The sequence below is a fragment of the Streptomyces sp. NPDC005574 genome (assembly GCF_040605435.1).
Lineage (GTDB): Bacteria > Actinomycetota > Actinomycetes > Streptomycetales > Streptomycetaceae > Streptomyces.
This window is the reverse complement of sequence record NZ_JBEXCW010000022.1, coordinates 13075-38637: the sequence shown is the minus strand read 5'-3', so window position 1 is coordinate 38637 and position 25563 is coordinate 13075. Positions and strand designations below refer to the sequence as shown.

At 73.1% G+C, this 25563-nt stretch carries 22 protein-coding genes and 2 pseudogenes; 6 read left to right on the top strand and 18 right to left on the bottom strand.

All coding sequences use genetic code 11. The annotated features are described in order from the left end of the window. Positions 1-60: 60 nt before the first annotated feature. The 4 genes from ABZT03_RS17090 to aroH form a co-directional block, all read right to left on the bottom strand. Positions 61-708, bottom strand: coding sequence for a lysophospholipid acyltransferase family protein (locus ABZT03_RS17090; protein WP_356039763.1), 648 nt, complete (start codon positions 706-708; stop codon positions 61-63). Then, on the bottom strand, positions 705-1382 hold the full coding sequence (gene cmk / locus ABZT03_RS17085; protein WP_356039760.1) for a (d)CMP kinase: 678 nt from the start codon (positions 1380-1382) through the stop codon (positions 705-707). Before cmk ends, ABZT03_RS17090 begins: the two co-directional genes overlap by 4 nt. A gap of 106 nt (positions 1383-1488) precedes the next feature. Continuing rightward, positions 1489-2574: a prephenate dehydrogenase gene (locus ABZT03_RS17080; protein WP_356039758.1), complete on the bottom strand. Its 1086-nt coding sequence runs from the start codon at positions 2572-2574 to the stop codon at positions 1489-1491. Next, entirely contained in the window at positions 2571-2933 is a 363-nt protein-coding gene (gene aroH / locus ABZT03_RS17075; RefSeq protein ID WP_356039755.1) for a chorismate mutase, read from the bottom strand. The genes ABZT03_RS17080 and aroH overlap by 4 nt, the downstream gene beginning before the upstream one ends. A 235-nt stretch (positions 2934-3168) precedes the next feature. Between aroH and ABZT03_RS17070 the strand changes: the two genes are divergently transcribed. From ABZT03_RS17070 to ABZT03_RS17060, 3 genes are read left to right on the top strand one after another with little or no spacing between them, the layout of a single operon-like run. Next, positions 3169-3870 (top strand): hypothetical protein, encoded by a 702-nt coding sequence (locus ABZT03_RS17070; protein ID WP_356039753.1) that lies wholly within the window; start codon positions 3169-3171, stop codon positions 3868-3870. A gap of 18 nt (positions 3871-3888) precedes the next feature. Then, positions 3889-4467, top strand: a complete 579-nt coding sequence (locus tag ABZT03_RS17065) for a DUF6529 family protein (RefSeq protein WP_356039750.1) — start codon at positions 3889-3891, stop codon at positions 4465-4467. Then, on the top strand, positions 4464-4865 hold the full coding sequence (locus ABZT03_RS17060; protein WP_356039748.1) for a Rieske (2Fe-2S) protein: 402 nt from the start codon (positions 4464-4466) through the stop codon (positions 4863-4865). Before ABZT03_RS17065 ends, ABZT03_RS17060 begins: the two co-directional genes overlap by 4 nt. Positions 4866-4901: 36 nt before the next feature. Here the strand turns inward: ABZT03_RS17060 and ABZT03_RS17055 are convergent, their stop codons facing one another. From ABZT03_RS17055 to ABZT03_RS16995, 13 genes and pseudogenes are all read right to left on the bottom strand, one after another. Continuing rightward, positions 4902-5930, bottom strand: a complete 1029-nt coding sequence (locus ABZT03_RS17055; protein ID WP_356039745.1) for an ADP-ribosylglycohydrolase family protein — start codon at positions 5928-5930, stop codon at positions 4902-4904. After that, the gene (locus ABZT03_RS17050) at positions 5927-6667 is read right to left on the bottom strand and encodes an NUDIX domain-containing protein (RefSeq protein WP_356039742.1); all 741 of its coding nucleotides are present in this window, start codon (positions 6665-6667) and stop codon (positions 5927-5929) included. The genes ABZT03_RS17055 and ABZT03_RS17050 overlap by 4 nt, the downstream gene beginning before the upstream one ends. A gap of 13 nt (positions 6668-6680) precedes the next feature. After that, positions 6681-7256 (bottom strand): MFS transporter, encoded by a 576-nt coding sequence (locus tag ABZT03_RS17045; protein WP_356039928.1) that lies wholly within the window; start codon positions 7254-7256, stop codon positions 6681-6683. A gap of 11 nt (positions 7257-7267) precedes the next feature. Further along, positions 7268-7881 (bottom strand): annotated as a pseudogene (locus ABZT03_RS17040) (RNA polymerase subunit sigma-70); the annotation flags it as partial. Between the two features lie 163 nt (positions 7882-8044). Beyond that, entirely contained in the window at positions 8045-9220 is a 1176-nt protein-coding gene (locus ABZT03_RS17035) for a pseudouridine synthase (protein WP_356039740.1), read from the bottom strand. Then, positions 9217-9879, bottom strand: a complete 663-nt coding sequence (gene scpB / locus ABZT03_RS17030; protein ID WP_356039737.1) for an SMC-Scp complex subunit ScpB — start codon at positions 9877-9879, stop codon at positions 9217-9219. Before scpB ends, ABZT03_RS17035 begins: the two co-directional genes overlap by 4 nt. Continuing rightward, positions 9876-11291, bottom strand: a complete 1416-nt coding sequence (locus tag ABZT03_RS17025; RefSeq protein ID WP_356039734.1) for a segregation/condensation protein A — start codon at positions 11289-11291, stop codon at positions 9876-9878. Before ABZT03_RS17025 ends, scpB begins: the two co-directional genes overlap by 4 nt. Before the next feature lie 18 nt (positions 11292-11309). Then, entirely contained in the window at positions 11310-11861 is a 552-nt protein-coding gene (locus tag ABZT03_RS17020) for a hypothetical protein (protein ID WP_356039731.1), read from the bottom strand. Next, a complete protein-coding gene (locus ABZT03_RS17015) occupies positions 11846-12982 on the bottom strand; it encodes a ParA family protein (protein ID WP_356039728.1) in 1137 nt (378 codons plus the stop codon). Before ABZT03_RS17015 ends, ABZT03_RS17020 begins: the two co-directional genes overlap by 16 nt. A 401-nt stretch (positions 12983-13383) precedes the next feature. After that, the gene (gene ald / locus ABZT03_RS17010; protein WP_356039725.1) at positions 13384-14508 is read right to left on the bottom strand and encodes an alanine dehydrogenase; all 1125 of its coding nucleotides are present in this window, start codon (positions 14506-14508) and stop codon (positions 13384-13386) included. 135 nt (positions 14509-14643) lie between these two features. Continuing rightward, a complete protein-coding gene (locus tag ABZT03_RS17005; protein ID WP_356039723.1) occupies positions 14644-16827 on the bottom strand; it encodes a tetratricopeptide repeat protein in 2184 nt (727 codons plus the stop codon). Between the two features lie 156 nt (positions 16828-16983). Beyond that, positions 16984-17610: an NUDIX hydrolase gene (locus ABZT03_RS17000; protein ID WP_356039721.1), complete on the bottom strand. Its 627-nt coding sequence runs from the start codon at positions 17608-17610 to the stop codon at positions 16984-16986. A gap of 107 nt (positions 17611-17717) precedes the next feature. Then, positions 17718-19385, bottom strand: a complete 1668-nt coding sequence (locus tag ABZT03_RS16995) for a CTP synthase (RefSeq protein ID WP_356039719.1) — start codon at positions 19383-19385, stop codon at positions 17718-17720. Positions 19386-19891: 506 nt separating this feature from the next. On the opposite strand from ABZT03_RS16995, the gene ABZT03_RS16990 reads away from it, so the two are divergent. The 3 genes and pseudogenes from ABZT03_RS16990 to ABZT03_RS16980 all read left to right on the top strand — a co-directional run bounded on the left by ABZT03_RS16990 (position 19892) and on the right by ABZT03_RS16980 (position 24197). Beyond that, positions 19892-21694, top strand: a complete 1803-nt coding sequence (locus ABZT03_RS16990; RefSeq protein WP_356039925.1) for a glycoside hydrolase family 15 protein — start codon at positions 19892-19894, stop codon at positions 21692-21694. Between the two features lie 77 nt (positions 21695-21771). Then, a pseudogene (locus tag ABZT03_RS16985) lies at positions 21772-22475 on the top strand (FAD-binding protein). A 78-nt stretch (positions 22476-22553) separates the two neighbouring features. Further along, a complete protein-coding gene (locus ABZT03_RS16980; protein ID WP_356039717.1) occupies positions 22554-24197 on the top strand; it encodes a PucR family transcriptional regulator in 1644 nt (547 codons plus the stop codon). Positions 24198-24225: 28 nt separating this feature from the next. Here the strand turns inward: ABZT03_RS16980 and ABZT03_RS16975 are convergent, their stop codons facing one another. Then, positions 24226-25362, bottom strand: a complete 1137-nt coding sequence (locus tag ABZT03_RS16975; protein ID WP_356039715.1) for a glycosyltransferase family 4 protein — start codon at positions 25360-25362, stop codon at positions 24226-24228. Between the last annotated feature and the right edge of the window lie 201 nt (positions 25363-25563).

Sequence of the window (25563 nt, the reverse complement as noted above, 5' to 3'; positions counted from 1 at the left end):
GTTCATCGTGGTGATCGGTGGAACGCCCCGTTCTCGGGTGATCCACTACTCAAGTGTCGCCTAGCGGCCGGTCAGGCGCCTGGCGTTGTCCAGGTGTGCGGTGAGCTGCTTCTGGATGCGCTCGGTCGCCTCGTCCAGCGCCGTGCGGGTGCGCCGCCCGCTGCCGTCGCCCGCCTCGAACGGGTCGCCGAAGACCACGTCGACGCGGCTGCGCAGCGGAGGCAGCCCCTTCATCAACCGCCCGGGGCGTTCGGAACTTCCCAGTACGGCGACCGGGACGACCGGCGCGCCGCTGCGCACGGCGAAGTAGGCGAGCCCGGCGCGCAGCGAGGCGAAGTCGCCCTCACCCCGGCTGCCCTCCGGGAAGATGCCGAGGACGCCCCCATTGTCCAGCACGCCCAGGGCCCGGGTGATGGCGGTGCGGTCGGTGGTGTCCCGGTCGACCTTCACCTGCCCGATGGCGAGCAGGAACGGGTCGAGCGGGCCGATGAAGGCTTCCTTCTTGATCAGGAAGTGCGTCGGCCGGGGTGCCACGCCCATGACCATCGGGCCGTCGATGTTGTGCGAGTGGTTGACGGCGAAGATCGCCGGGCCGCTCGCCGGCACCTTCCAGGCGCCCAGCACGCGCGGCCGCCACAGCCCGTACATCAGGCCGACGCCGATGCGCCGGCCGACCTCGGCGCCCCGCGCCGACGGCAGTTCGGTCACTTCGCGGCCCGCTTCTCCTCGACGAGGGTGACGACGCACTCGATGACCTGCGTGAGTGTGAGGTCGGTGGTGTCCACCTCGACCGCGTCGTCCGCCTTGGCGAGCGGCGAGGTCTTGCGGGTGGAGTCGGCCGCGTCCCGCTTGACCAAGGCCTCGCGGGTGGCGTGGACGTCGGCGCCCTTCAGCTCGCCGCTGCGGCGGGCGGCCCGCGCCTCCGGGGAGGCGGTGAGGAAGACCTTGAGGTCGGCGTCGGGCAGCACGGTCGTGCCGATGTCGCGGCCCTCGACGACGATGCCCTGCTCGGCGGCCGCGGCGGCCTGGCGCTGGAGTTCGGTGATCCGGGCGCGCACCTCGGGCACCGCGCTGACCGCGCTGACCTTGGAGGTGACGTCCTGGGTGCGGATCGAGCCGGCCACGTCCACGCCGTCGACGGTGATCGTCGGGTCGGCCGGGTCGGTCCCGGAGACGATCTCCGGCTTGCCGGCGACGGCGGCGATCGCGGTCGGGTCGTCTATGTCGATCCCGTTGGTGACCATCCACCACGTGATCGCCCGGTACTGGGCGCCGGTGTCCAGGTAGCTCAGGCCGAGCTGCGCGGCCACGGCCTTCGACGTGCTCGACTTACCCGTGCCGGAGGGGCCGTCGATGGCGACAATGACTGCGGCGCGTTCCACTGTGGGGGCACCTTCCTGATCCGGGGTGGCGGGTGGGGGCGGACGATGCCCCCGACAAGGTTACCGGGCGCGCGTCACTCGTCCGGCCGCCCGGTCGCCCCCGGCCCTACTGCCGCAGCGCCCAGCCCCGCTCCCGCAGCGCCGCCGTGAGGACCGGCGCCGCCTTGGGCTCCACCATCAGCTGCACCAGACCGGCCTGCTGCCCGGTCGCATGCTCGATGCGTACGTCCTCGATGTTGACGCCGGCCATGCCCGCGTCCGCGAAGATGCGGGCCAGCTGACCCGGCTGGTCGTCGATGAGGACGGCCACGACCTCGTACGCCCGCGGGGCCGAGCCGTGCTTGCCGGGGACGCGGACCTGGCCGGCGTTCCCGCGCCGCAGGACGTCCCGGATGCCAGCGGTGCCCTCCTGGCGTTTGGCCTCGTCGGAGGACTGCAGGGCGCGCAGCGCCCGGACCGTCTCGTCGAGGTCGGCGGAGACGTCGGCGAGGAGGTCGGCGACCGGTCCCGGGTTCGCGGAGAGGATGTCGATCCACATCCGGGGGTCGGAGGCGGCGATCCGGGTCACGTCCCGGATGCCCTGCCCGCACAGCCGTACGGCCGCCTCCTCGGCGTCCTCCAGCCGGGCGGCGACCATGCTGGACACCAGGTGGGGCATGTGGGAGACGAGGGCGACGGCACGGTCGTGGGCGTCGGCGTCCATCACCACGGGCACCGCCCGGCAGTGCGAGACCAGCTCCAGCGCGAGGTTCAGCACCTCGGTGTCGGTGTCGCGGGTGGGGGTCAGCACCCAGGGGCGGCCCTCGAACAGGTCGGCGGTCGCGGCCAGCGGGCCCGACTTCTCCCGGCCGGACATGGGATGGCTGCCGATGTACGCCGACAGGTCGAGGCCGAGGGCCTCCAGTTCGCGGCGCGGGCCCCCCTTGACGCTGGCCACGTCGAGGTAGCCGCGTGCCGTGCCCCGGCGCATGGTGTCGGCGAGCACGCGGGCGACGTGGGCCGGTGGGGCCGCGACGATCGCGAGGTCGACGGGACCCTCGGGCGCGCTGTCCAGGCCGGCGCCCAGCGCGGCGGCGGTGCGGGCCTGCTCCGGGTCGTGGTCGGCGAGGTGCACGACGACGCCCCGCTGCGTCAGGGCCAGGGCGGCGGAGGTGCCGATGAGGCCGGTCCCGAGGACGAGCGCGGTCCTCACTGGGCGATGTCCCTGCGCAGGGCGGCCGCGGCACCGAGGTAGACATGGGCGATGTCGGCGCGGGAGCGGTCGGACTCGACGTGGGCGAGGACGCGGACCACCCGGGGCATGGCGCCCTCGATGTCCAGTTCCTGGGCGCAGATCAGCGGCACGTCCACGATGCCGAGCTTGCGGGCCGCGGCCGCCGGGAAGTCGCTGTGCAGGTCGGGCGTCGCCGTGAACCAGATGCTGATCAGGTCGTCGGCGGTCAGCTCGTTGCGCTCCAGGACGGCCGTGAGCAGGGCACCGACCTGCTCGTCCATGTGGCCGGCCTCGTCCCGCTCCAGCTGGACGGCCCCCCTGACCGCTCGTACCGCCACGGCGCTGCTCCTTGCTGGTGTGCGTGTTCTTCCCTGGTCCGTCCAGCGTAGTCAGCCCGCGCGGGACCGGTGCGCGGCGCCCGCCCGCTGAGACGGCCGGGGCGGGCGGGGCGCAGGGGGGAACCGGCGGGAGTGCCGGGTCCATCGCGGGGGCGAGAACGCCTCCGTGCGCCTCTGGACGCCGGGCCGCCGGTCCGCTCTGATGGCAGGACACCCGCCTCGGGGGAGGCCCGTCATGAAACGCTCCGGACCACTGCTCACCCTGCTCGCGGGACTGCTGCTCGGCCTGTTCATGCTGTCGCTCAACGCGACGACGGGGACGAGGAGCGCCTCGACCTCCTACCGCGAGGAGGCGCCGACGGCCACGGCGTCACCCTCGGCCGCCCCGTCCCCGTCCCCGTCCGCCTCGAAAACCCCCGCGCAGCCGCCGCCGGTGAAGTCGCCCGTGCGGTCACCGGTGAAGTCGCCGGTGGTGGACGCCGACTACGCGGGCCGTACCGACGACGGCTCCTCGGCCGTCTCCGTGTCGGTGCGCGACGGCCGGGCGATCGCCTACTTCTGCGACGGCCACGACACGGAGTCGTGGCTGAGGGGCGCGGTGCGCGAGGACGGCCGGATGCGGCTGACCGACGGGCACGGCGCCGCCCTGACCGGCACGCTCCAGGGCGGCCGGCGCCTGCGCGGCAGCGTCGACATCGACGGCGGCCACCACGCCTTCACCGCGGACCGGGCGAAGAAGCCCTCGGGGCTGTACCGCGCGACCGCCACCGTCCGCGGGGCGAAGGTCGACGGCGGCTGGATCGTCCTGGCGGACGGCACGCAGGTCGGCGTCCTCACCCGGGGCGGCAAGCCCTCCCCCGCTCCGCGCATCGACCCGGCGACCGGCGTGGTGACCGTGGACGGTCGGAAGCTCACGGCACACCCCGTCACCCCCTGAACCCTCCGGGAGCCGCTCATGACCGCCGACCCGAACGCCGCCACCCAGAGCTTCCCCCCGCCCCGGCCCACCGCCCCGCACCCCGCCCGCTACCTGGTCCCGGCCCTCGTCGCCGCCGCGGTGGCGGTCGCCCTGGGCGTCTACGGCAAGGTCCACGACCCGGCGGGCACCGCGTTCAACCTCGCGGGGTTCAGCAGCACCGGGGCGGTGAAGTCGTGGCTGGCGTCCGTCGCGTTCCTCTTCGCGCTCGTGCAGCTCGTGTCGGCGCTGATGGTGTACGGCAGGCTGCCGGGTCCCCGCTGGGCAGCCACGCTGCACCGCTGGTCGGGCCGGGCGGCCTTCCTGGTGGCCGTGCCGGTCGCGGTGCACTGCCTGTACGCGCTGGGCTACCAGACGTACGAGACGCGGGTGATGTGGCACTCCCTCCTGGGTTGCTTCTTCTTCGGTGTCTTCAGTGCCAAGATGCTGCTGCTCCGCTCGGAGCGACTTCCCGGCTGGCTGCTGCCGCTCGTCGGCGGGCTGGTGTTCGCCGCCCTCACCGTCGTCTGGCTGACCTCGGCCCTCTGGTTCTTCCGCACCTTCGGAGTGACGACATGACCCAGCACCCGGCGCGCCGCGCGGTCCTCCTCGCGGCGGGCACGGCGGCCCTGACCGCGGGCTGCAGCAAGTACGGCGGCGACGACGGCGGTTCCTCCGGTGCCACCAGCGGCCAGGAGCTGGCCCGGACGGCCGACATCCCGGTCGGCGGCGGCACGATCTTCGCCGACGAGAAGGTCGTCGTCACCCAGCCGAAGAAGGGCGAGTTCAAGGCCTTCTCCAACATCTGCACGCACGCGCAGTGCCCGGTGGCGAGCGTGTCGGACGGCACCATCAACTGCACCTGCCACGGCAGCAGGTTCCACATCGCCGACGGTTCGGTGGCGCACGCTCCGGCGACGCAGCCGCTGCCCGAGAAGAAGATCACCGTGCAGGGCGACTCGATCCGCCTGGCCTGAGGGCCGCGCGCCCGGGGAGCCGGGCGGCACCCGTCGTCAGGCGTCCCAGAGCGCCCCGAGCGTCGCCAGCTCGCTCTGGTACTCGATGCGGTCGGCCCACGCGGCCGGCCAGGCGTCGGCGCCCAGGTAGGCGCCCGCGAAAGCGCCGGTGAGACAGGCGATCGAGTCCGAGTCGCCGGAGGTGCAGGCGGCGCGGCGCAGGGCCGTCACCGGCTCGTCGGGGAACAGCAGGAAGCACAGCAGACCGGTCGCCAGGGCCTCCTCGGCTATCCAGCCCTCCCCGGTGGCCAGGCACGGGTCGTCCTCGGGCGAGACGCCGCCCACGGCGGTCTCCAGCCGCCCCAGAATCTCCAGGCACTCGTCCCAGCCGCGGGAGATGAAGTGCGTCGCGCTGGGGTCGTGTGCCCGGGTCCACAGATCTCCGAGCCAGCGCTGGTGGTAGTGCTCGCGGTTCTCCTCGGCGTACGCGCGCAGCAGCCCGACGAGTGCGGCCGGCTCGGCGCCCTGGGCGAGCAGGCGTACGGCATGGGCGGTGAGGTCGGACGCGGCGAGCGCGGTCGGGTGCCCGTGCGTGAGCCCGGACTGCAACTGGGCGGCGCCGGCCCGCTGTTCCTCACTGAGGCCGGAGATCAGGCCGAGGGGCGCCACCCGCATGTTGGCGCCGCACCCCTTGGAGCCGATCTGGCTCGCCTCCTGCCAGGGGCGGTCCTCGGCCTTCAGCAGGTTGCAGGCGACCAGGCAGGTGCGTCCGGGGGCACGGTTGTTCTCCGGGGACTGGTACCAGTTCACGAACTCCTCCCGCACCGGCCGCTCGAGCCGTTTGGGCCCCAGCAACCCCCGGTCCATGGCGGAACGCAGTCCCCGCCCCAGTGCCAGCGTCATCTGCGTGTCGTCGCTGACGATCGCCGGCGTCAGCAGCTCCATCTCCCGCCACGGGCCGAACTTGGCGAGGATCGACGGCACGTCGTTGAACTCGGTCGGGAAGCCGAGCGCGTCCCCGAGGGCGAGGCCCAGCAGGGCCCCGCTCGCGGCGCGCTTGTGGGTGTTGGGTGTGCTGGCGCTCATGAGGGTGGGCCTTCCCGGGGCGGTCGGAGCAGAGGCGGATGCAGGGTGGTGGCCGCCCCTGCGCGGTACAGCGCGGCGGGTTTGCCGCGGCCGCCGGTCAGGCGGGCCGCACCCGGCACCGGTTCGACGAAGCCGGGGGTGGTGAGCACCTTGCGCCGGAAGTTGGGCCGGTCGAGCGCGGTGCCCCACACGCTCTCGTAGACCTGCCGGAGCTCACCGAGCGTGAACTCGGGCGGGCAGAAGGCGGTGGCGAGAGACGTGTACTCGAACTTGCCGCCGACGCGGTCGTGGGCGTCGCCGAGGATCACGTCGTGGTCGAAGGCGAGCGGTCCCGTCTTGTCGTACGGCGTCCAGCGGGCCCGCGCCGCGTCGCCGCCGCCGTGCGGCTCGGGCGCGTCGGGCAGCAGCGCGGCGAACGCCACGGACACGACCCGCATCCGGGGGTCGCGGCCGGGCTCGCTGTAGGTCCGCAGCTGCTCCAGGTGCAGCCCGGAGACGTCCGACAGGCCGGTCTCCTCGGCGAGTTCACGCCGGGCGGCGGTCTCCGCGGACTCCTCGGGCAGCACGAAACCCCCGGGAAGCGCCCACCGCCCGGCATACGGCTGCTGTCCGCGTTCGACGAGCAGGACGTGCAACTCGCCCTCGCGCAGGGTGAGGACGGCGAGGTCGACGGTGAGGGCGAACGGCTCGAAGGCGTGCTTGTCGTAACCCTCGGGCACCGGTCCACGCTGGCTCACGCCCCCACCCCCTTCACAGCCCCCGACTAAGAGTCAGGTCGACTATAAAGGGGTGGGGGTGGCCCCACAAGGCCTGGCGCCCGCCTCGGGCCGGGGCGAGCGCCGCCACCAGCGCGCCCACCGCGGCGGCTCCCGCCGAGATCCACAGCGCCGGCCCGCCCCCCTCGACGAAGGCGTCCGCCGAGCCGTAGCCGCCGTACCGGGAGAACACGGCCGCCGCGATCACGATCCCGAACACCCCGCCCAGCTCCCGCAGCGCCATGCTGACCCCGGCCGCGACCCACGCGTCGGCGGGCGGCACGGAGGCGGTCACGGCGTTGGCGGCGGTGGGGAACACCATGGAGATCCCCACGCCGGAGATGACCAGGGGCACGATCAGGTCCCCGTAGGCGAGACCCGGCTCGACCCGCCAGGCCGTCAGCCCGTAGCCGACGACCTGGAGCAGCAGGCCGTCCAGCATGAAGGGCCGGTTGCCGAACCGGTCCGCGAGCGTGCCCGCGACCGGCGCGACCAGCAGGGACATGCCGGTCCACACCAGAATCCGCACCCCCGCCTCCAGCGGGGAGTCGCCGAGCCCGGTCTGGAACAGCTGCGAGATCGGACGTCGCGGTCGGCGGCGCCGTCCGGCTCGACGACGAGGTCCTCCTGCGGCGCGATTTCGCCGAGGCGGGCCCGCGCGCGCTGGAGGCTGCTCTTCGCGGACGCCGTCGAGACGCCGAGGAGGTCGGCGACCGCCGGCGCCCGCCACACCAGTACGTCCCGCAGGATGAGCACGGCCCGCTGCCGGGCGGGCAGGTGCTGGAGCGCCGCGACCAGCGCCAGGCGCACACTGCCCCTGGCCGCCACCAGGCCCGCGGGATCGGGCAGGGAGTCGGGCAGCGGCTGGAGCCACGGAACGTCCGTCGCCGGGGCCGGCAGCGGCTCCTCGGGCGCCTGTGACGGCCCGCCGAGCCCGGAGGACAGGGGACGCGGCGCGCACGGCTGTCCAGCGCCGTCAGACACGTGTTGGTGGCGATCCGGTGCAGCCAGGTCCGCAGGGACGCCCGGCCCTCGTACCCGTCGTAGGACCGCCAGGCCCGCAGGTACGTCTCCTGCACCAGGTCCTCGGCCTCGTCGACCGAGCCCAGCACGCGGTAGCAGTGCGCCAGCAGTTCCCTGCGGTACGGACCCGTCAGCCGCGCGAACTCCTCGCGGTCGGTGGTCGGCACGGTCATCCCCGCTCCCGCCGTCACCGGTACGGAGGTACGGACCGGCGCGAGGGGGAAAACGAATCGGCCGGAGGCGGCCGGGCTCCCGGAGGGCGGGCCCGCACCCGGGCCCGCTCCGTGGGAGCCGGCCGGCGTGCGGGACCGCCGGAGTCCGCCGGGTCCGCCGGTCCTAGAGGTCGACTTCCTTCATCAGCATGCCGACCTCCGTGTTGGACAGCCGCCGCAGCCAGCCCGACTTCTGGTCGCCCAGGGTGATCGGGCCGAAGGCCACGCGCACCAGCTTGTCGACCGGGAAGCCGGCCTCGGCCAGCATGCGGCGCACGATGTGCTTGCGGCCCTCGTGCAGGGTCACCTCGACGAGGTAGTTCTTGCCGGTCTGCTCGACGACCCGGAAGTGGTCGGCCTTGGCGTAGCCGTCCTCCAGCTGGATGCCGTTCTTGAGCTGCTTGCCCAGGTCGCGCGGGATCGGGCCGACGATGTGCGCGAGGTAGACCTTCTTCACGCCGTACTTGGGGTGGGTCAGCCGGTGCGCCAGCTCGCCGTGGTTGGTGAGCAGGATCACGCCCTCGGTCTCGGTGTCGAGCCGTCCGACGTGGAACAGCCGCGTCTCGCGGTTGGTCACGTAGTCGCCGAGGCACTGCCGGCCCTCGGTGTCCTCCATCGTGGAGACGACACCGGCCGGCTTGTTCAGCGAGAAGAACTGGTACGTCTGGGTGGCGACGGTCAGGCCGTCGACCTTGACCTCGTCGTGCTCCGGGTCGACCCGCTTGCCCTGCTCCAGCACGATCTCGCCGTTGACCTCGACCCGGGCCTGCTCGATCAGCTCCTCGCAGGCCCGCCGGGAGCCGTACCCGGCGCGCGCCAGGATCTTCTGCAGCCGCTCGCCCTCCTGCTCGGCGCCCGGGAAGGTCTTGGGCAGCTTGATGTCCTTCTTGCCCGCGTACCGCTCGCGGTTGCGCTCCTCGGCGCGCACCTCGTACTCGCGGGAGGTGGCCGGCACCGAACGGCCGCGCCCGGTGCCCTGGCCCTGCTTGGGTCCGCCCTTGGCGCCGCCGCGCGCGGAGGCCCCGCGCCCCGACTTCGGGCCCTCGTGGGTGGCGCCGGAGCCCACGTCGTAGCGACGCTCCTCGGGGCGGGGCTTGCTGGGGCGCTGCCCCTGCTTGTCGTCGCGGGCGTTGCCGGCGCCGCGCTGGCTACCGCGGCCACCGCTGCTCCCGGCGCTGGCCCCGCCGCGGCCACCGCTGCTCCCGCCGCGGCCGCCGCCACTCCCGCCGCGGCCGCCGCTGTTGCCACCACGGCTCCCGCCGTTGTTTCCGCTGCTGTTCCTGCCGCTGCTTCGCATCAAAGTTCCGTCTGGTCGTCTGCGTCGTCTGTCCCCGGGGCATCGGGTGCGTCCGGGTCGAACGACAGAACTCCCTCCTGCGTCTCCGCCTCGATCGCCTCAGCCTCCGGGAGGAAGGGCGCGAGCTCCGGGAGTTCGTCCAGGCCGCGCAGGCCCATCCGTTCCAGGAAGTAGTTCGTCGTCGTGTACAGGATCGCACCTGTTTCGGGTTCCGTGCCCGCCTCCTGGACCAGACCGCGTTGCAGGAGGGTGCGCATCACGCCGTCGCAGTTGACTCCGCGGACCGCGGAGACCCGGCTGCGGCTGACCGGCTGGCGGTAGGCGACGACCGCGAGCGTCTCCAGCGCCGCCTGGGTGAGCCGGGCCTGCTGGCCGTCCAGGACGAAGCCCTCGACGGCCGCCGCGAACTCGGGCCGGGAGTAGAAGCGCCAGCCGCCGGCCACGAGCCGCAGTTCGAAACCGCGGCCCTGCACGGTGTACTCGTCGGCCAGTTCCCGCAGCGCGTCCGCGATCCGGCGCCGGGGCCGCTGGAGGATTCTGGCGAGGTGCTCCTCGGTCGCGGGCTCGTCGACGACCATCAGGACGGCCTCCAGAGCGGGCTTGAGGTCGAGGTCGGCGACGGTGCGCGACCCCGCGGGTACGTCGGTGGTCTCCTCGCTCACGCCTTCTCCTCCTCGGGCGGTCCGGACTCCTCCGGCTCCTGGGGCGGCCGGTCGAACTCGTCGGTCACCACGGGCCCGGCTTCCCCCGCCCCGCCGGTCCAGCGCACGAGCAGCTCGCCGAGGGCGATCTCCTGGTCGAGCGCCACCGCCTTCTCGCGGTACAGCTCCAGCAGGGCGAGGAAGCGGGCCACGACGGTGAGGGTGTCCTCGGTGTCCTCCACGAGCACCCGGAAACTCGCCTCGCCGAGTTCCCTGAGCCGAGCGACCACGATCCCGGCCTGCTCCTGCACGCTGACCAGCGGCGCGTGGATGTGGTCGACGTACACCTGCGGCCTGGGCCGGGGCTGCATCGCCTTCACGGCGAGTCTCGCGAAGCCCTCGGGGCCGATGCTGATGACGACCTCGGGCAGCAGCTGCGCGTGGTGGGGTTCCAGCCCGACGGTACGGGGGTAGCGCCGGGCCTCCTCGTCGAGGCGGCGGTTGAGGATGTCGGCGATCTGTTTGTACGCGCGGTACTGCAGCAGCCGGGCGAAGAGCAGGTCCCGGGCCTCCAGGAGCGCGAGGTCGGCCTCGTCCTCGACCTCGGCGGCGGGCAGCAGCCGGGCCGCCTTCAGGTCCAGCAGGGTGGCGGCCACGACCAGGAACTCGGTCGTCTGGTCCAGGTCCCAGTCCGGCCCCATGGCCCTGATGTGCGCCATGAACTCGTCGGTCACCTTGGACAGGGCGACCTCGGTGACGTCCAGCTTGTGCTTCGAGATCAGCTGGAGGAGCAGGTCGAAGGGCCCCTCGAAGTTGGCGAGCCGCACCGTGAAGACGCCGTCACCGGGCTCCTCGGCCCCGCCTCCACGAACCGGGCCCTCCACGGGGGCGTCGACGGACGCGGGCGCCGGCGGGTCCGGAACCGGGGCCGCCGGCACCTTGGGCGCCGGAAGCCGGACCTCGGGTTCCGGTCCGCCGGCCCCGGCTGCCGCCTCGACTCCGGCGGGCGGGCCCTCGGCCCCGGCGGCTGCTTCGACGCCGGCGGGAGGGACCTCGGGTGCGGGAAGCCGGACCTCGGGTGCGGGACGCCGGACCTCGGGTGCGGGACGCCGGACCTCGGGTGCGGGACGCCGGACCTCGGGTGCGGGACGCCGGGGGTCGGGCGCCGGAAGCCGGACCTCGGGTGCGGGAAGCCGGACCTCGGGTTCCGGTCCGCCGGCCCCGGCTGCCGCCTCGACTCCGGCGGGCGGGCCCTCGGCCCCGGCGGGCGCCCCGGCTTCCCCGCCGGGCGGCGGGCCCTCGGGCTCCGGGGGCTCCTCCGGTACGACGGCCTCGGGTCCCGGCGTGGTCCCCGGTCCCCTCCCCAGCGCACGCCGACGGCCGGCAAAGGCGCCGGGGACGGAGGCGGGGGCGGAAGAGTCGTTCGAGGTCATGGCCCCCGCAGGCTACCGCTACCGCCCGCGCAGCCGCCGTACGAGAATGCTCGCGTCTCCCCGGGACTCCAGATCGGCCAGCACCACGGCGACCGCCTCGCGGACGATCCGGCCGCGGTCCACGGCGAGCCCGTGCTCACCCCGGAGCACCAGCCGCGCGTGCTCCAGGTCCATCAGTTCCTCGGCCGAGACGTACACCGTGATCTTCTCGTCATGGCGTTCGCGGCCACTGGGGCGGCGCGAGGGCGCCCGGCCGCGCTTGCGGGACTGGCCCGCGGCAGAACCTTCCTGCGCGTCCTGACGTGGTCCGGAGCGGTCCGCGCCACGGCTGCGGGACTCCCCGGAGTCGGCGTCGGCGGCGACGTGTTCCGCGCCCTCGCCGTCACCGCCCCGCACGGGCACGGACTGCGGTGCGTCCTCCCCGGCCGCCACCCCGTCGCTCTCCCCCGCGGGAGCGGGCACCCGGGCCTCGCCGTTGGCCCCCCGCCGGGGAGTGGACGCCTGGAGCGCCATCCCCCCTGTCGTACGGAACAGTTCGTCGGCCCCCGGCAGACTCACTCGGCGTGACACCGGGCGAGCACCTCCCTGGCGAGCTGGCGATAGGCGGCGGCACCGACGGAGTTGGAGGCGTACGTGGTGATCGGCTCACCGGCGACCGTGGTCTCCGGGAAGCGGACCGTGCGCCCGATGACCGTGTGGTAGACGTGGTCGTCGAAGGCCTCGACCACCCGCGCGAGCACCTCACGGCTGTGCACCGTGCGGGAGTCGTACATGGTCGCGAGGATGCCGTCGAGTTCCAGCTCGGGGTTGAGCCGCTCCTGGACCTTCTCGATGGTCTCGGTCAGCAGCGCCACACCGCGCAGCGCGAAGAACTCGCACTCGAGCGGCACGATCACCTTGTGCGCGGCGGTCAGCGCGTTGACCGTGAGCAGACCCAGCGAGGGCTGGCAGTCGATCACGATGTAGTCGTAGTCGGCCATCAGCGGCTTGAGCGCCCGCTGCAGGGTGGACTCGCGCGCGACCTCGCTGACCAGTTGGACCTCGGCGGCGGACAGGTCGATGTTGCTGGGCAGCAGGTCCATGTTGGGGACCGCCGTCTTGAGGAGGACCTCGTCGGCCGCCATGCCCCGCTCCATGAGCAGGTTGTAGACGGTGAGGTCGAGCTCCATCGGGTTGACACCGAGACCCACCGACAGCGCGCCCTGCGGGTCGAAGTCCACGAGCAGCACACGGCGGCCGTACTCCGCGAGCGCGGCACCCAGGTTGATGGTCGACGTGGTCTTGCCGACGCCGCCCTTCTGGTTGCACATCGCGATGATCTTCGCGGGTCCGTGGTCCGTCAGCGGCCCGGGGATCGGGAAGTACGGCAGCGGACGCCCGGTCGGGCCCACGCGCTCACGGCGCTGGCGGGCGGCGTCGGGGGCGAGTGTGGCCGCGTACTCGGGATCGGGCTCGTACTCGGCGTCGGGGTCGTAGAAGTGCCCCTCGGGCAGTTCGTCGTAGGCGGCGAAATGGTTGTGGGGCGTGCCACTTCCGTCGCCGACCGTGGCGTTCACGTGATGGCCATCCATGCTCTGGTGTGCTGACTGAGTCACCCCTGAGGTCCGGTGACTCTGGCGGGCTGCGAAGGTGCGCACTGCGACGGAGCCGACAGCCTCGAACCCCTCGGGGTCCTGGCCCCGTGCAGGCATTCCTGGTTGACCACCCCCGGGAGAAAATGTCGACTCATTCACAAGTCGTCTTACCTCCTTGGAGACCAGGAAACTTCTAGACAGGTCAGCGAAACACCATGCCGACGGTTGGCGACTCTATGGCGTGTCGGGCGTCCGCAGCAACACAATCCGCCGGACCCGGCAGGATGTGTCGGCAATGAAACATCCCTCTGTCAAGGGCGTACGGCCGTCGCACGGCAGGTTTCACCGGTGTACGAATCGGTTCAAGGGTTACGTTCGAGGCGAGTTGACCGAGAGTCGCAAAGTGACCATACACACATCCGGCCGGACCTCATCGAGCAAGGTCCGGCCGGGTGCGCGGTGTTGACGACCTCTGTTGACGTATCGCCTTTTGGCCTGCGCCGACTTGGCGCCGGGGCTCAGCCGAGCAGGGTCTCCAGCTCGGCGTGCTCCAGGCCGTGCGCCTCGGCGACCTCCTGGTAAACGACCTTGCCGTCATGCGTGTTGAGACCCTTGGCCAGGGCCGCGTCCCGGCGCAGCGCCTCGGCCCAGCCGCGGTTGGCGAGTTCGACGATGTACGGCAGCGTCGCGTTGGTGAGCGCGTAGGTGGAGGTGTTGGGCACCGCGCCCGGCATGTTGGCGACGCAGTAGAACACCGAGTTGTGGACCGGGAAGGTCGGCTCCGCGTGCGTGGTCGGACGGGAGTCCTCGAAGCAGCCGCCCTGGTCGATCGCGATGTCGACAAGGACACTTCCGGGCTTCATCCGGGAGACCAGCTCGTTGGTGACCAGCTTCGGGGCCTTGGCGCCCGGGATGAGCACCGCGCCGATCACGAGGTCGGCCTCCAGGCAGGCCTTCTCCAGCTCGAAGGCGTTGGAGACGACCGTCTGGATCTTCGTGCCGAAGACCCGGTCCGCCTCCTTGAGCTTGTTGATGTCGCGGTCCAGCAGCGTCACGTGGAAGCCCATGCCGATGGCGATCTGGGCGGCGTTCCAGCCCGAGACGCCGCCGCCGATGACGACGGCCCGGCCGGCCAGCACACCCGGGACACCGCCGGGCAGCACACCGCGGCCGCCGTTGGCGCGCATCAGGTGGTAGGCGCCGACCTGCGGGGCCAGCCGGCCCGCGACCTCGGACATCGGAGCGAGGAGCGGCAGCGCGCGGCCCGGCAGCTCGACCGTCTCGTACGCGATCGCCGTGGTGCCCGACTCCAGCAGGGCGTCGGTGCACTCGCGGGAGGCGGCCAGGTGCAGGTAGGTGAAGAGCGTCTGGTCCTTGCGGAGGCGGTGGTACTCCTCGGCGATGGGCTCCTTGACCTTCAGCAGCAGGTCGGCGGTGGCCCAGACCTCGTCGGCGGTCGGCAGGATCTGCGCGCCGGCGGCGACGTACTCGGCGTCCGTGATCGAGGAGCCGAGACCGGCGCCCAGCTCGACGACGACCTGGTGACCGTTGCGCACCAGCTCGTGCACGCCGGCGGGGGTGATGGCCACCCGGAACTCGTTGTTCTTGACCTCGCGGGGGATGCCGACCTTCACGTGGATCACGGTCCTTGGCTCAGAGGATGTGGGGGCAATACAACACATACCCAGGCATGCGGGTGCACACCGGGAGACACCGCTGGGAAGGTGCGGCAGAGCCAGTTTAATGAAGGCGTTCTTCCTGTCTAGCCTTTCATTGCATCAATCTTCGGCGGGTGTACTACGGATTTCGTAGGTGTTAGCTCCGTGTTCCGCCTTCGGAACCCTGGACTGCGGCTCCGCGGCCCCCGTTTCGGGCCCCACGGCCTCCGTCGCCGGGCCCGCCGCCGCGGGCGCCGGCCCCACGGCCTCCGGCCCGGGCGCCCCGGCCCCCGGCCCCGGTGCGGGAGCGCTCTCCCGGGGGTCCTCGCCCAGCAGCCGCTCGGCCGCGCCCCGGTGCAGCCGGGCCGCCACGGGGTCGCCGAGGTGCTCCAGCGTGTCGGCGAGCCGCAGCTGCAGCGCGGCCTGGAGGCGCACGTCCTCGGCCCGGCGCGCCCACTCCACCGCCTCCTGGCAGGTCCGCAGCGACTCGGCGGGCCGTCCCGCGTACTCCTGGACCCGGGCCAGTTCGCTCAACGCCCGCGCCTGGGCGGCCACATCGCCGTTCTTGCGGTACCCGGCGACCGCGGCACGCCAGTTGCGCAGCGCCTCGCCGTAGCGGCCCGCGTAGGTGTGCGCGGCGGCGATACGGCCGTACAGCCGGGCGGCCTCCGCGCGCTCCTCCCGGGCCAGCCGCTGGGCCAGTGCCCGGCCGTACCAGTCGGCGGCCCGGTCGTAGTCCCCGAGCTCCAGATGGGCGCCGCCGACGGATTCCATCGCACGGCCGGTCGCGTACGGGTCGTTCGCCTCGCGCCCCGCGTCCAGCGCCGCCCGGTAGCGGGCCAGCGCCTCCGTGGTGCGGCCGGTGCGGGCGTCGAGGTCGCCGAGGTTCAGCAGCGCCGCGGCCTTCTCGCGGGGCAGCCCGCGCCGCTCGGCCACGTCGAGGACCAGCCCGTGGACGCCGTACAGGTCCGGGGCCGCCTCCCGGGTGCCGAAGTGGGCGACCATCGCCCGCACCAGCTGGGACATCAGACGGCGGGCCAGGGTGTCCAGCTCCCCGTCGGCGACCGCGAGCCGCACGGAGGCCAGCAGGGCGGGGCGGCACGCCCTCAGCCACTCCTCGGCCGCCCGGGGGCTGGGGAAGCGCAGCGAGCGCGGCATGCCGAGCAGTTTCTGGCGGGCCGGGGGACTGTCGGTCTCGGTGATCGCCCGGCAGGACTGGAGCAGCCGCACCGTGCGCTCCAGCATGCGGGCACGGGCCAGCTGGAGTTCCGCGGGACGGTCCCGGGTGTCGGCGAGGGCCCGCAGCAGGGGCTGCAGGCAGCCGGGGACCTCGTACTGCGGCAGCGGCGACCCGACGGCCCGCAGCAGGCCGAGAGCGACGAAGTCGTCCAGGGTGGTACGGGCGCCGTTGACCGAGCAGCCGGCGAGCGCGGAGGCGGTGTGCGGGTCGACCAGGCCGGCCGGGGCGAGGGAGAGCAGGCGCAGCATGCGGGCGGCCGGGACGGACAGGGAGGCGTGGGCGAGCCGCAGGACACGGCTCAGCGGGGTTCCCTCGTCGCTCTCGGCGTGCAGGTGTTTGGCGAGGTCGGCGACGGCCGCCGTGGGGCGGGCGGCGAGCCAGCCGCCGGCCAGGGCCAGCGCGGCCGGCTGTGACCCGCACACCTCGACCAGCTTCTCGGCGGCGCGCGGGTCGACGGTGATGCGGACCGAGCCGGTGCAGCGGCTCAGCAGCTCCAGGGCGGACTTGGTGTCGAGGCCGCCCAGGGTGCAGGGCCGGACGTCCGCGATCCCGGTGAGGGGGCCGCCGGAGACGGCGACGACCAGGCACTGCGGGGCGTCCGGGAGCAGGGCGTCGACCTGCTCGGCGGCTGCGGCGTCGTCGAGCAGCAGCAGGACCCGGCGGTCGGCGAGGGCCTCGCGGAGGGCGGCCGTGAGGTCGTCCTCGGCGGCTCCCGCGGGGGCGGGCAGACCGAGGGCGTCGAGCAGGTCGCGGGCGGTGCGTTCGGTGGGGACGGGGGTGCCGTCGGGGTCGCTGAGCCGGGCGCGGAGCGTCCCGCCGCCGTAGCGGTCCGCGACCTGCCGGACGAGTTCCTCGGCGAGGGCCGTGCGGCCCGAGCCGGGCCGGCCCGCGATGAGGAGCACGCGTGCGCGGGGGGCCTTGCGGCCGGAGAGGGTGTCCAGACCGGCGCGCTCGATGTCGGCGCGGAGTTCCTTCAACTCCCGCGTGCGGCCCACGAACCGGGCCTCTTCGGGAGCGCGCTCCGACAGCCGTGCACCGTCCGTGTCCACCGCCTGATCCGTCACGGGCCACACTCCCGTCCCACCGCACGCGCAAGCCCGCCGGGACTCCGGTTCGGGCGTTTCCAGAGCCTAGTTCACGCTCTGCTACCTCCCGGGCGGAGCGCGGCGGGGAGGTCCCCCGATCGGATCAGCCGATGGTCACACCGGTGGGGTGTGTGTTCAGGACTCGAACGGACGGGCGGGCCAGGGCGCCTCCGCCGGGCGCAGCGCGTCGAGCCCGTCGCCCTGCTCGGCGGCGACCAGCGAAAGCACGCCCACCACCAGGCAGTTGTTGTGCAGTTCGCCCGCGAGCACCCCGCTGACCAGTTCGGTCACCGACACGCGCGACAGCTCCATGTCGGCCTCCTCGTCCTCGACCTCGAAGCGGTCCCCGTCGGCCTCCGACAGGTCACGGGCGAGGAAGATCCGTACGGCCTCGTCGCACCCGCCCGGGGTGGTGTACACGTCGGTGAGCACCCGCCAGTCCCCGGCCTTGACGTGCGCCTCCTCGTACAGCTCGCGCTGGGCTGCGTGCAGCGGGTTCTCGCCGGGGACGTCGAGCAGGCCGGCCGGGATCTCCCAGAGCTTGTGCCGCACGGGGTGGCGGTACTGACGCAGCACCAGCACGCGCCCCTCGTCGTCGAGGGCGAGGACGGCGACCGAGCCGGGGTGGACCTGGTAGTCGCGGTGGACCACCGTGCCGCCGGGCATGACCACGTCGTCGGTGCGTACGGAGGTCTTGTTGCCCACGAAGGGCGTCTGCGTCGCCCGGATCTCCCACTCCTCCGGGGTGTCCCTGATGGTCATGCCCTGTCCTCCCAGACGTACCGAACCGTGTGCGAGGCCGCGCGTGAAAGCGGCCGGGGTGCCCACCTCTTGAAGGTGCGCGCCCCGGCCACCGTACAACCGGTCTGTTACTCGGAACTCGTGCCCGCCGCGGCGACGGTCCGCTGGACCGCCGCCTTCACCAGTCCGGCGAACAGCGGGTGCGGCCGCGTCGGACGCGAGCGCAGCTCGGGGTGCGCCTGGGTCGCGACCAGGTAGGGGTGGACCTCGCGCGGGTACTCGACGTACTCGACGAGCTTGCCGTCCGGGGAGGTGCCGGAGAAGACGATCCCGGTCTCCTTCTCCAGCTCCGCGCGGTAGTGGTTGTTCACCTCGTAGCGGTGGCGGTGACGCTCCTCGACGTACTCCTTGCCGTCGTACACCTCACGCACGATGGAGCCCTCGGCCAGCTTGGCCGGGTACATGCCCAGCCGCATCGTGCCGCCCATGTCGCCCTCGCCGGCGACGATGTCGAGCTGCTCGGCCATCGTGGAGATGACCGGGTGGGAGGTGGCCGAGTCGAACTCGGTGGAGTTGGCGTCCGGGATGTCGGCCAGGTTGCGCGCGGCCTCGATCACGATGCACTGCAGGCCGAGACAGAGGCCGAGCAGCGGGACGCGGTTCTCGCGGGCGTAGCGGATGGCGCCGACCTTGCCGAGCACCCCGCGGTCGCCGAAGCCGCCCGGGATGCAGATGCCGTCGACGTCGCCGAGCTGCTGGGCGGCGCCGGCCGGGGTGCGGCAGTCGTCGGAGGTGACCCACTTGATCTTCACGCGGGCCTTGTTGGCGAAGCCGCCGGCGCGCAGCGCCTCGGTGACCGAGAGGTAGGCGTCGGGCAGGTCGATGTACTTGCCGACCAGGGCGAGGGTGACCTCGTGGTCGGGCCGGTGCACCCGGTCGAGCAGGTCGTCCCAGGTCGTCCAGTCCACGTCGCGGAACGGCAGGTCCAGCTTGCGGACGACATAGGCGTCCAGGCCCTCGCCGTGCACGGTCTTCGGGATGTCGTAGATCGAGCGGGCGTCGGGGCAGGCGACCACCGCGTCCTCGTCGACGTCGCACATCAGCGAGATCTTGCGCTTGATGGCGGTCGGGACCTCGCGGTCGGAGCGCAGCACGATGGCGTCGGGCTGGATACCGATGTTCCGCAGGGCCGCGACCGAGTGCTGGGTCGGCTTGGTCTTGAGCTCGCCCGAGGGGCCGATGTACGGCAGGAGCGAGATGTGCACGACGAAGACGTTGTCCCGGCCCACCTCGTGGCGGACCTGGCGGACGGTCTCCAGGAACGGCAGCGACTCGATGTCGCCGACGGTGCCGCCGACCTCCGTGATCACGACGTCCACCTCGTCCGTCGCCATCCGGCGGATGCGGTGCTTGATCTCGTTGGTGATGTGCGGGATGACCTGCACGGTGTCGCCGAGGTACTCGCCGCGCCGCTCCTTGGCGATCACCGTCGAGTAGACCTGTCCTGTAGTGACGTTGGCGGAGCCGTCCAGGTCGCGGTCGAGGAAGCGCTCGTAGTGTCCGATGTCCAGGTCGGTCTCGGCGCCGTCGTTGGTGACGAAGACCTCACCGTGCTGGAAGGGGTTCATCGTGCCCGGGTCGACGTTCAGGTACGGGTCGAGCTTCTGCATGACGACGCGCAGGCCCCTGGCCTTGAGCAGCATCCCGAGACTCGAGGCGGTCAGCCCCTTGCCGAGCGAGGAGGCGACACCCCCGGTGACGAAGATGTGCTTGGTCGTCGTGGATTTGGGCGTCATGGCCAAGAGGGGGCTCCCGTGGTCGCGGTCTGGGGTGCGGTACGGCTGCCGACCGGGAATCTCCGGGGGTGCCGTCGCTGCGGTTCGGGGGTTTCTTGCCCACCGGTCCACGGGCTACCAGGGTATCAGCGCCCGGAGGAGATGGCTTCCGGCCACGCACCGCGCACGCGTCGACACGGAGCCGTCCCTGGTCACGTGTTTCTCGCCGGCCGCTCACCCGTTCGGCCCATCCGGGTTGCCCGGAGCGGCACGCAGATCATCTACGTGCGTCGTATCCTGCTCGGACACTCGCTGGCGAGCCCGCCCGGCAACAGGGCACCACCCCCCGCCCGTACGCCCCGGAACAACGAGCGCCCGCCAGTTCGTTGAGCGGAGATTGTCGTTTTGCCATACGGCACGAGCGGCTGCTTTGCTTCACCGCTCAACGACGCTTGACCCATTCCCCCTGACCGCAAGAGCGACAGCCCCCTGCTGGGGGTGACGTGGCCGTTCGACTGGAGTTGCACGTGGCCGGGCGCATCGAAGACTACGCACTCATCGGAGACATGCAGACCGCGGCATTGGTCTGCCGGGACGGCACGGTGGACTGGCTGTGCCTGCCCCGCTTCGACTCGCACGCCATCTTCGCCGGTCTGCTCGGCACCGAGGAACACGGCTTCTGGCGGCTCGGGCCCGCCTACGCCTCCGACGCCCGGCCGCCCACCGCGGCCCGCCGCGGTTACCGCGGGGACTCCCTGATCCTGGAGTCCGAGTGGGACACCCCCCGCGGCACGGTCCGCGTGACCGACTTCATGCCCCCGCGTGACGGCGCCCCCCAGCTGATCCGCATCGTGGAGGGCGTCTCGGGCCGCGTCCCGATGCGCTCCGCCCTGCGGATGCGTTTCTCCTACGGCCGGGTCGTGCCCTGGGTCCACAAGCACGAGGGGCGCACCGTCGCCGTCGCCGGTCCCGACTCCGTGTGGTTCGACACATCCGTCGAGACCTACGGCAAGTCGCTGACCACGTACTCGGACTTCACGGTCGCGCCGGGCGACCGGATCGCCTTCACCATCTCCTGGGAGCCCTCCCACAAGCAGCCGCCGCCGCTGCCTGAGCCCGAGCAGTCGCTGGAGGCGACCGAGGACTTCTGGCGCGACTGGGTCGACCACTGCACGTACCACGGCCCGTACCGCGAGGCCGTGGTCCGCTCGCTGATCACCCTCAAGGCGCTGACGTACGCCCCCACCGGCGGCATCGTCGCCGCGCCCACCACCTCCCTGCCCGAGGAGATCGGCGGCGTCCGCAACTGGGACTACCGCTACACCTGGCTGCGGGACGCGGCGATCACCCTGTCCTCGCTGCTGCGCACCGGCTACCGCGAGGAGGCCCGCGCCTGGCGCGAGTGGCTGCTGCGGGCCGTCGCCGGCGACCCCGAGAACCTGCAGATCATGTACGGCATCGCCGGCGAGCGCGAGCTCGGCGAGGCGGAGCTCGACTGGCTGCCCGGCTACGAGAACTCCGGGCCCGTCCGGGTGGGCAACGGAGCCGCGCACCAGCTCCAGCTGGACGTGTACGGCGAGGTCACCGAGGCCCTGCACCTGGCCCACATGACGGGCCTGGCCCGCAACGACTACGCCTCGGTGCTCCAGCTCAAGCTGATCCGCTACCTGGAGGGCCACTGGGACGAGCCGGACGAGGGCATCTGGGAGGTGCGCGGCCCGCGCCGCCACTTCGTGCACTCCAAGGTCATGGCCTGGGTGGCGGTGGACCGCACCATCAAGCTGATCGAGTCCGGTGACGCGGACGGCCCGCTGGAGCGCTGGCGCGAGCTGCGCGACGACATCCACCGGGACGTCTGCGAGCGGGGCTACGACAAGGAACGCAACACCTTCACGCAGTCCTACGGCTCGAGGGAACTGGACGCCTCGCTGCTGCTGATCCCGCAGATGGGTTTCCTGCCGCCGGACGACAAGCGCGTGATCGGCACCATCGAGGCGATCCAGCGCGAGCTGTCCACCTCGGACGGCTTCATCCTGCGCTACCCCACCGACGGTGAGGCCGAGGGCGTCGACGGCCTGCCCGGCGACGAGGGCGCCTTCCTCGCCTGCTCGTTCTGGATGGCCGACGACCTCGCGATGATCGGCCGGGTGGACGAGGCCCGCAAGCTGTTCGAGAAGCTGCTGGCCCTGCGCAACGACCTCGGCCTGCTCGCCGAGGAGTGGGACCCGCGCCTGCAGCGCCAGGTCGGCAACTTCCCGCAGGCCTTCAGCCACGTCCCGCTCATCGACACGGCCCTGCGCCTGACGGCGTCGGGTGCCTACGGCGGCTGAACAGGAGAGACCGGCCGGGCCCGCCTGCGCTGGAGCCAACGGCCCCTGCACGGAAGGGGGCGCCGCATGGCCTCCGCATCGAGGCGGGCGCGGCCGTCCGCGCGCTGCGCGAGGATCTGGTCGGAGACGTGGTGACGCGGGTGGCCCCGGCTACGACGAGGCACGGACCGTCTTCAACGCGATGATCGACCGGCGTCCTGCGGTGATCGCCCAGTGCGTGGACGAGTCCGACGTCGTGCGCTCGGTGCGTTTCGCCCGTGACCTCGGCCTGCCCGTCGCGGTGCGCGGCGGCGGCCACAGCGTGGCGGGTACGGCGGTCAACGACGGCGGCCTGGTGGTGGACCTGCGGCACATGCGGGCGGTCACCGTCGATCCGGCGGCCGCCGCGGTACGGGTGGCGGGCGGCGCCACGACGAGCGACATGGACCGGGCCACCCAGCCGTACGGCCTGGCGACCACCGGCGGGCGGGCCTCCACCACCGGCGTGGGCGGATTCGTCCTCGGCGGCGGCACCGGCTGGCTGGACCGCTGCTGCGGCCTGGCCGTGGACCCGGCCGACGACGAACGGGCCGTCCGGTGGGTCCGGGACGTCCGGACGGGCGTCCGGCCGTGGAGCACGGGCGCGGTCCACCTCAACTTCGTCGGCGACGAGGGCACGGACCGGGTGGTGGCCGGCCTGGGCGCCGAGAACACCCGGCGGCTGGCCGAGCTGAAACGGCACCACGACCCGGACAACGCGTTCCGCTTCAACCACAACATCCGTCCGGCACCGGCGCCGTGAGCGGTCCTGGGGTCCGTGATCGTTCCCGTGGGTGCCCGGAGATGTCCCGGTGGCGTCCGCGCGGGTAGCGTCCGGCTCATGGACAGCGGCGCGGACAGCAGATTCGACACCCAGGGCGCGGGGATCACCGTGCAGCGGGCACTGGAGCTGCCCGGACTGCGCAGCGGGCTGCCCGAGATCATCGCGGGCGCCGACCGGCTGCAGCGCACGGTGCGCTGGGTGCACGCGGGCGAGGTCCCCAACATCGCCTCCCTCCTCAAGGGCGGCGAGCTGCTGCTGACCACGGGCTACGGCCTCGGCACCCGCCCGGCCGAGCAGCGGGCGTTCGTGCGCACCCTCGCCGAGCGCGGCATCGCGGCCCTCGTGGTGGAGCTCGGCCCGCGCTTCACCCGGCTGCCCGCCGCTCTCGTCGACACGGCCCGGGCGACCGGGCTGCCGCTGGTGCAACTGCACCGCGAGGTCCCGTTCGTCGCGGTGACCGAGGAGATCCACACCGAGATCGTCAACGGCCACTACGCCCTTCTGCAACGGGCCGAGGAGGTGCACCGCCGGTGCACCGAGGCGCTGCTCGGCGGCGGCGGAGTCCCCCAGGTGCTCGGCATCCTGGCCGACTTCAGCGCCAACCCGGTGTTCCTGGAGACGACGGACGGCCTGCTCCTGTACGCCGCCGGCGCCGGTCCCGAGGGCGCCGACCCGCTCCAGGTCTGGGAGGGACTGCGCGCCCAGCACCGGGACACCCCGCCACCGGCGGGGTCGCTGCTGGTGGACGTGCCCGGCGGCGGCCCCGGGACGGGTTCGGTCCGGGCGCGGCTGGTCCTGCTGCCGGTGCGGGCCCGGCTGGCGCCGGTGCACCGGATCGCCGCGGAACGGGCCGCGAGCATCCTGGCCGTGGTGCTGATGCAGGCCCGGCAGGAGGAGGAACTGGCCGCGCGCGGACGCGGCGACTTCCTCACCGACCTCGCGGAGGGCCGCGTCGCCGCCCAGGACGCGCCCGCGCAGGCACGCGTCCTGGGCTTCAAGCCGGGTGACGGCCCGCTGCTGCCGGTGGTGATGGGGCTCGGCGACGCGCTCTCCCCGGGCGGCGGCTGGGCGGTCCTGGCGCGCGCGGTCGGCGAGGAGCTGGCCTCGGTGGGGGTTCCGGTCCTGCTGGGGGTACGGCCGGTCGAAGGCCGCGTCCCGCTGCTGCTGGGCCTGCGGTCGGAGTCGGAGCGCCCGGCGGTCGCGGACCGGGTCGCGGCGGCGCTGCGGGCGGGTGTGGAACGGGCCGGGATCCAGCGGCCGGGGGCCCAGCCGCCGGTCGTGGTCGTCGGGATGGCCGGGGGCTGGGCGGCGGCCTCGGCGGGGCTGCGGCACGCGGCGGAGACGGCGACCGCGGCGCACGGCCTGTCGGACCGGCCGTGGTACGACGCGCGGCGCCTGGACATCGACCTGCTGCTGTGGCGGCTGCGCGACCATCCCGACCTGGCGGCCTTCGTGGACCGCGCGATCGGCCCGCTCCGCGACCACGACAGCCGCTCCAAGCCGCCGCTGCTGCCCACCCTCCAGACGTACCTGGCGCATGCCGGCCGCAAGGCGGAGACGGCACGCGAACTGCACCTGAACCGGCAGACGCTCTACAACCGCCTCGCCCGGATCGGGGAGTTGCTCGGCACCGACCTCGACGACCCGCAGACGGTCCTGGCGTTGAGCCTGGCGCTGCGGGCACGCCGGCACGTGTCCTAGGAGCCGGCCGAACCGGACGGAGGGGGCGTCAGACGAAAGGTCGCGGCTGGGTCAACTCGTCGTAGACGCTCAGGACTTGGGCGACGGTCTCGTCCTCGGTGGGCCAGGTGGCGGCCTGCACGGTCCCCCGGTCCCGCAACAGTTGGCACCGCCGGGGATCACCGAGCAGCCGTACGACGGCGTCCGCGAGGGCGTCCGGGTCCTCGCCGGGCACGAGTTCGGCCGCGTCGCCGACCAGGTCGGGAACACCGCCGACCGCCGTGGCGACCAGCGGCACACGCGCCAGGAGGGCCTCCTGGGCCAGCACCGACCGCGATTCCCACCGGCTGGGCAGTACGGCGAGGTCGGCGGCGGCGAGCAGGTCGGCCACGTCGTCCCGCCGGCCGAGGAGCCGCACCGGCAGCCCCTCGTCCTCGATCCGCCGCTGGAGCACGGTCCGCAGCGGCCCCTCCCCCGCGATCACCACGAGCGGCACCGGGTCGAGCCGGCGCCAGGCGCGCGCCGCGTCGAGCAGTGTGTCGTAGCCCCGGTGCGCGTCGAGGGAGCCGACGGCCATCAGCAACGGCCTGCCGATGGCGCCGAGTTCGGCCCGCAGCTTGGGCCGCAGCCGGTCCGGGTCCTCGTGCTCCGGGTCGGCGCCCGGCCCGGGGACCGTCACCGCCGCGAGCCGTGCATCGCGCGCGCCCGTGCGGCGGGCCCGGTCCACCAGGTCCGAGGTGGTGGCGAGCACCACGGAGGCGGCCTTCACGACCCGGCGCTCCAGCAGGCGCAGCAGATGCGCGCGGGCCCCCTCGGCGTGCGCGCGGTCGTGCCAGGTGACGACCAGCGGGGTGCGGCGGCCGCTGAGGGCGAGCACGGCCCGGAAGGAGGCGTGCAGTCCGTGCGCGTGCACCAGGTCGGCGTCGGCGCACGCCACCCGCAGCGCGGCCACGGAGGCGGGGTCGCTGCTGCGTGGCACGTGCACGTGCCGGGCGCCGGCCCCGGTGAAGTCGTAGGAGTGATCGGCGTCAGCGGGGGCGCACACGGTGACCCGCACGCCCCGTGCGGCGAGCCCCAGGGCCAGGGAGCGCACGTGCGCGCTGCTGCGGGCGTTGCCGCCGCCCAGCACCTGCACGGTGCGCAGCGGCGGCCTGCCGTGCGGTGCGGGGCTGCTCACGGGGATCACGTGGCCGGGGCTCCTGGTTCGGCGTCGGGCGGGCACGAGGAAACGTACAGAAGGTAGCGAGCGGAGGAGCGTACCGCGCGCTTCCTCCGCGTGCTGCGTGCCCGACCAAGGATGCCAGGCCGTACGGGTGTTCCGGCAACGCCGGGAACTCGAAAACCGGGCGACGCGCCGCGCTGGGTCACTCACACGAGTGAGGGAACC

Coding starts and splice junctions, on each gene's coding strand:
- ABZT03_RS17070 (WP_356039753.1), top strand. CDS start 3,169: ATGAAACGCTCCGGACCACTGCTCACCCTGCTCGCGGGACTGCTGCTC.
- ABZT03_RS17065 (WP_356039750.1), top strand. CDS start 3,889: ATGACCGCCGACCCGAACGCCGCCACCCAGAGCTTCCCCCCGCCCCGG.
- ABZT03_RS17060 (WP_356039748.1), top strand. CDS start 4,464: ATGACCCAGCACCCGGCGCGCCGCGCGGTCCTCCTCGCGGCGGGCACG.
- ABZT03_RS17055 (WP_356039745.1), bottom strand. CDS start 5,930: ATGAGCGCCAGCACACCCAACACCCACAAGCGCGCCGCGAGCGGGGCC.
- ABZT03_RS17025 (WP_356039734.1), bottom strand. CDS start 11,291: ATGACCTCGAACGACTCTTCCGCCCCCGCCTCCGTCCCCGGCGCCTTT.
- ABZT03_RS17015 (WP_356039728.1), bottom strand. CDS start 12,982: ATGCCTGCACGGGGCCAGGACCCCGAGGGGTTCGAGGCTGTCGGCTCC.
- ABZT03_RS17000 (WP_356039721.1), bottom strand. CDS start 17,610: ATGACCATCAGGGACACCCCGGAGGAGTGGGAGATCCGGGCGACGCAG.
- ABZT03_RS16995 (WP_356039719.1), bottom strand. CDS start 19,385: ATGACGCCCAAATCCACGACGACCAAGCACATCTTCGTCACCGGGGGT.
- ABZT03_RS16980 (WP_356039717.1), top strand. CDS start 22,554: ATGGACAGCGGCGCGGACAGCAGATTCGACACCCAGGGCGCGGGGATC.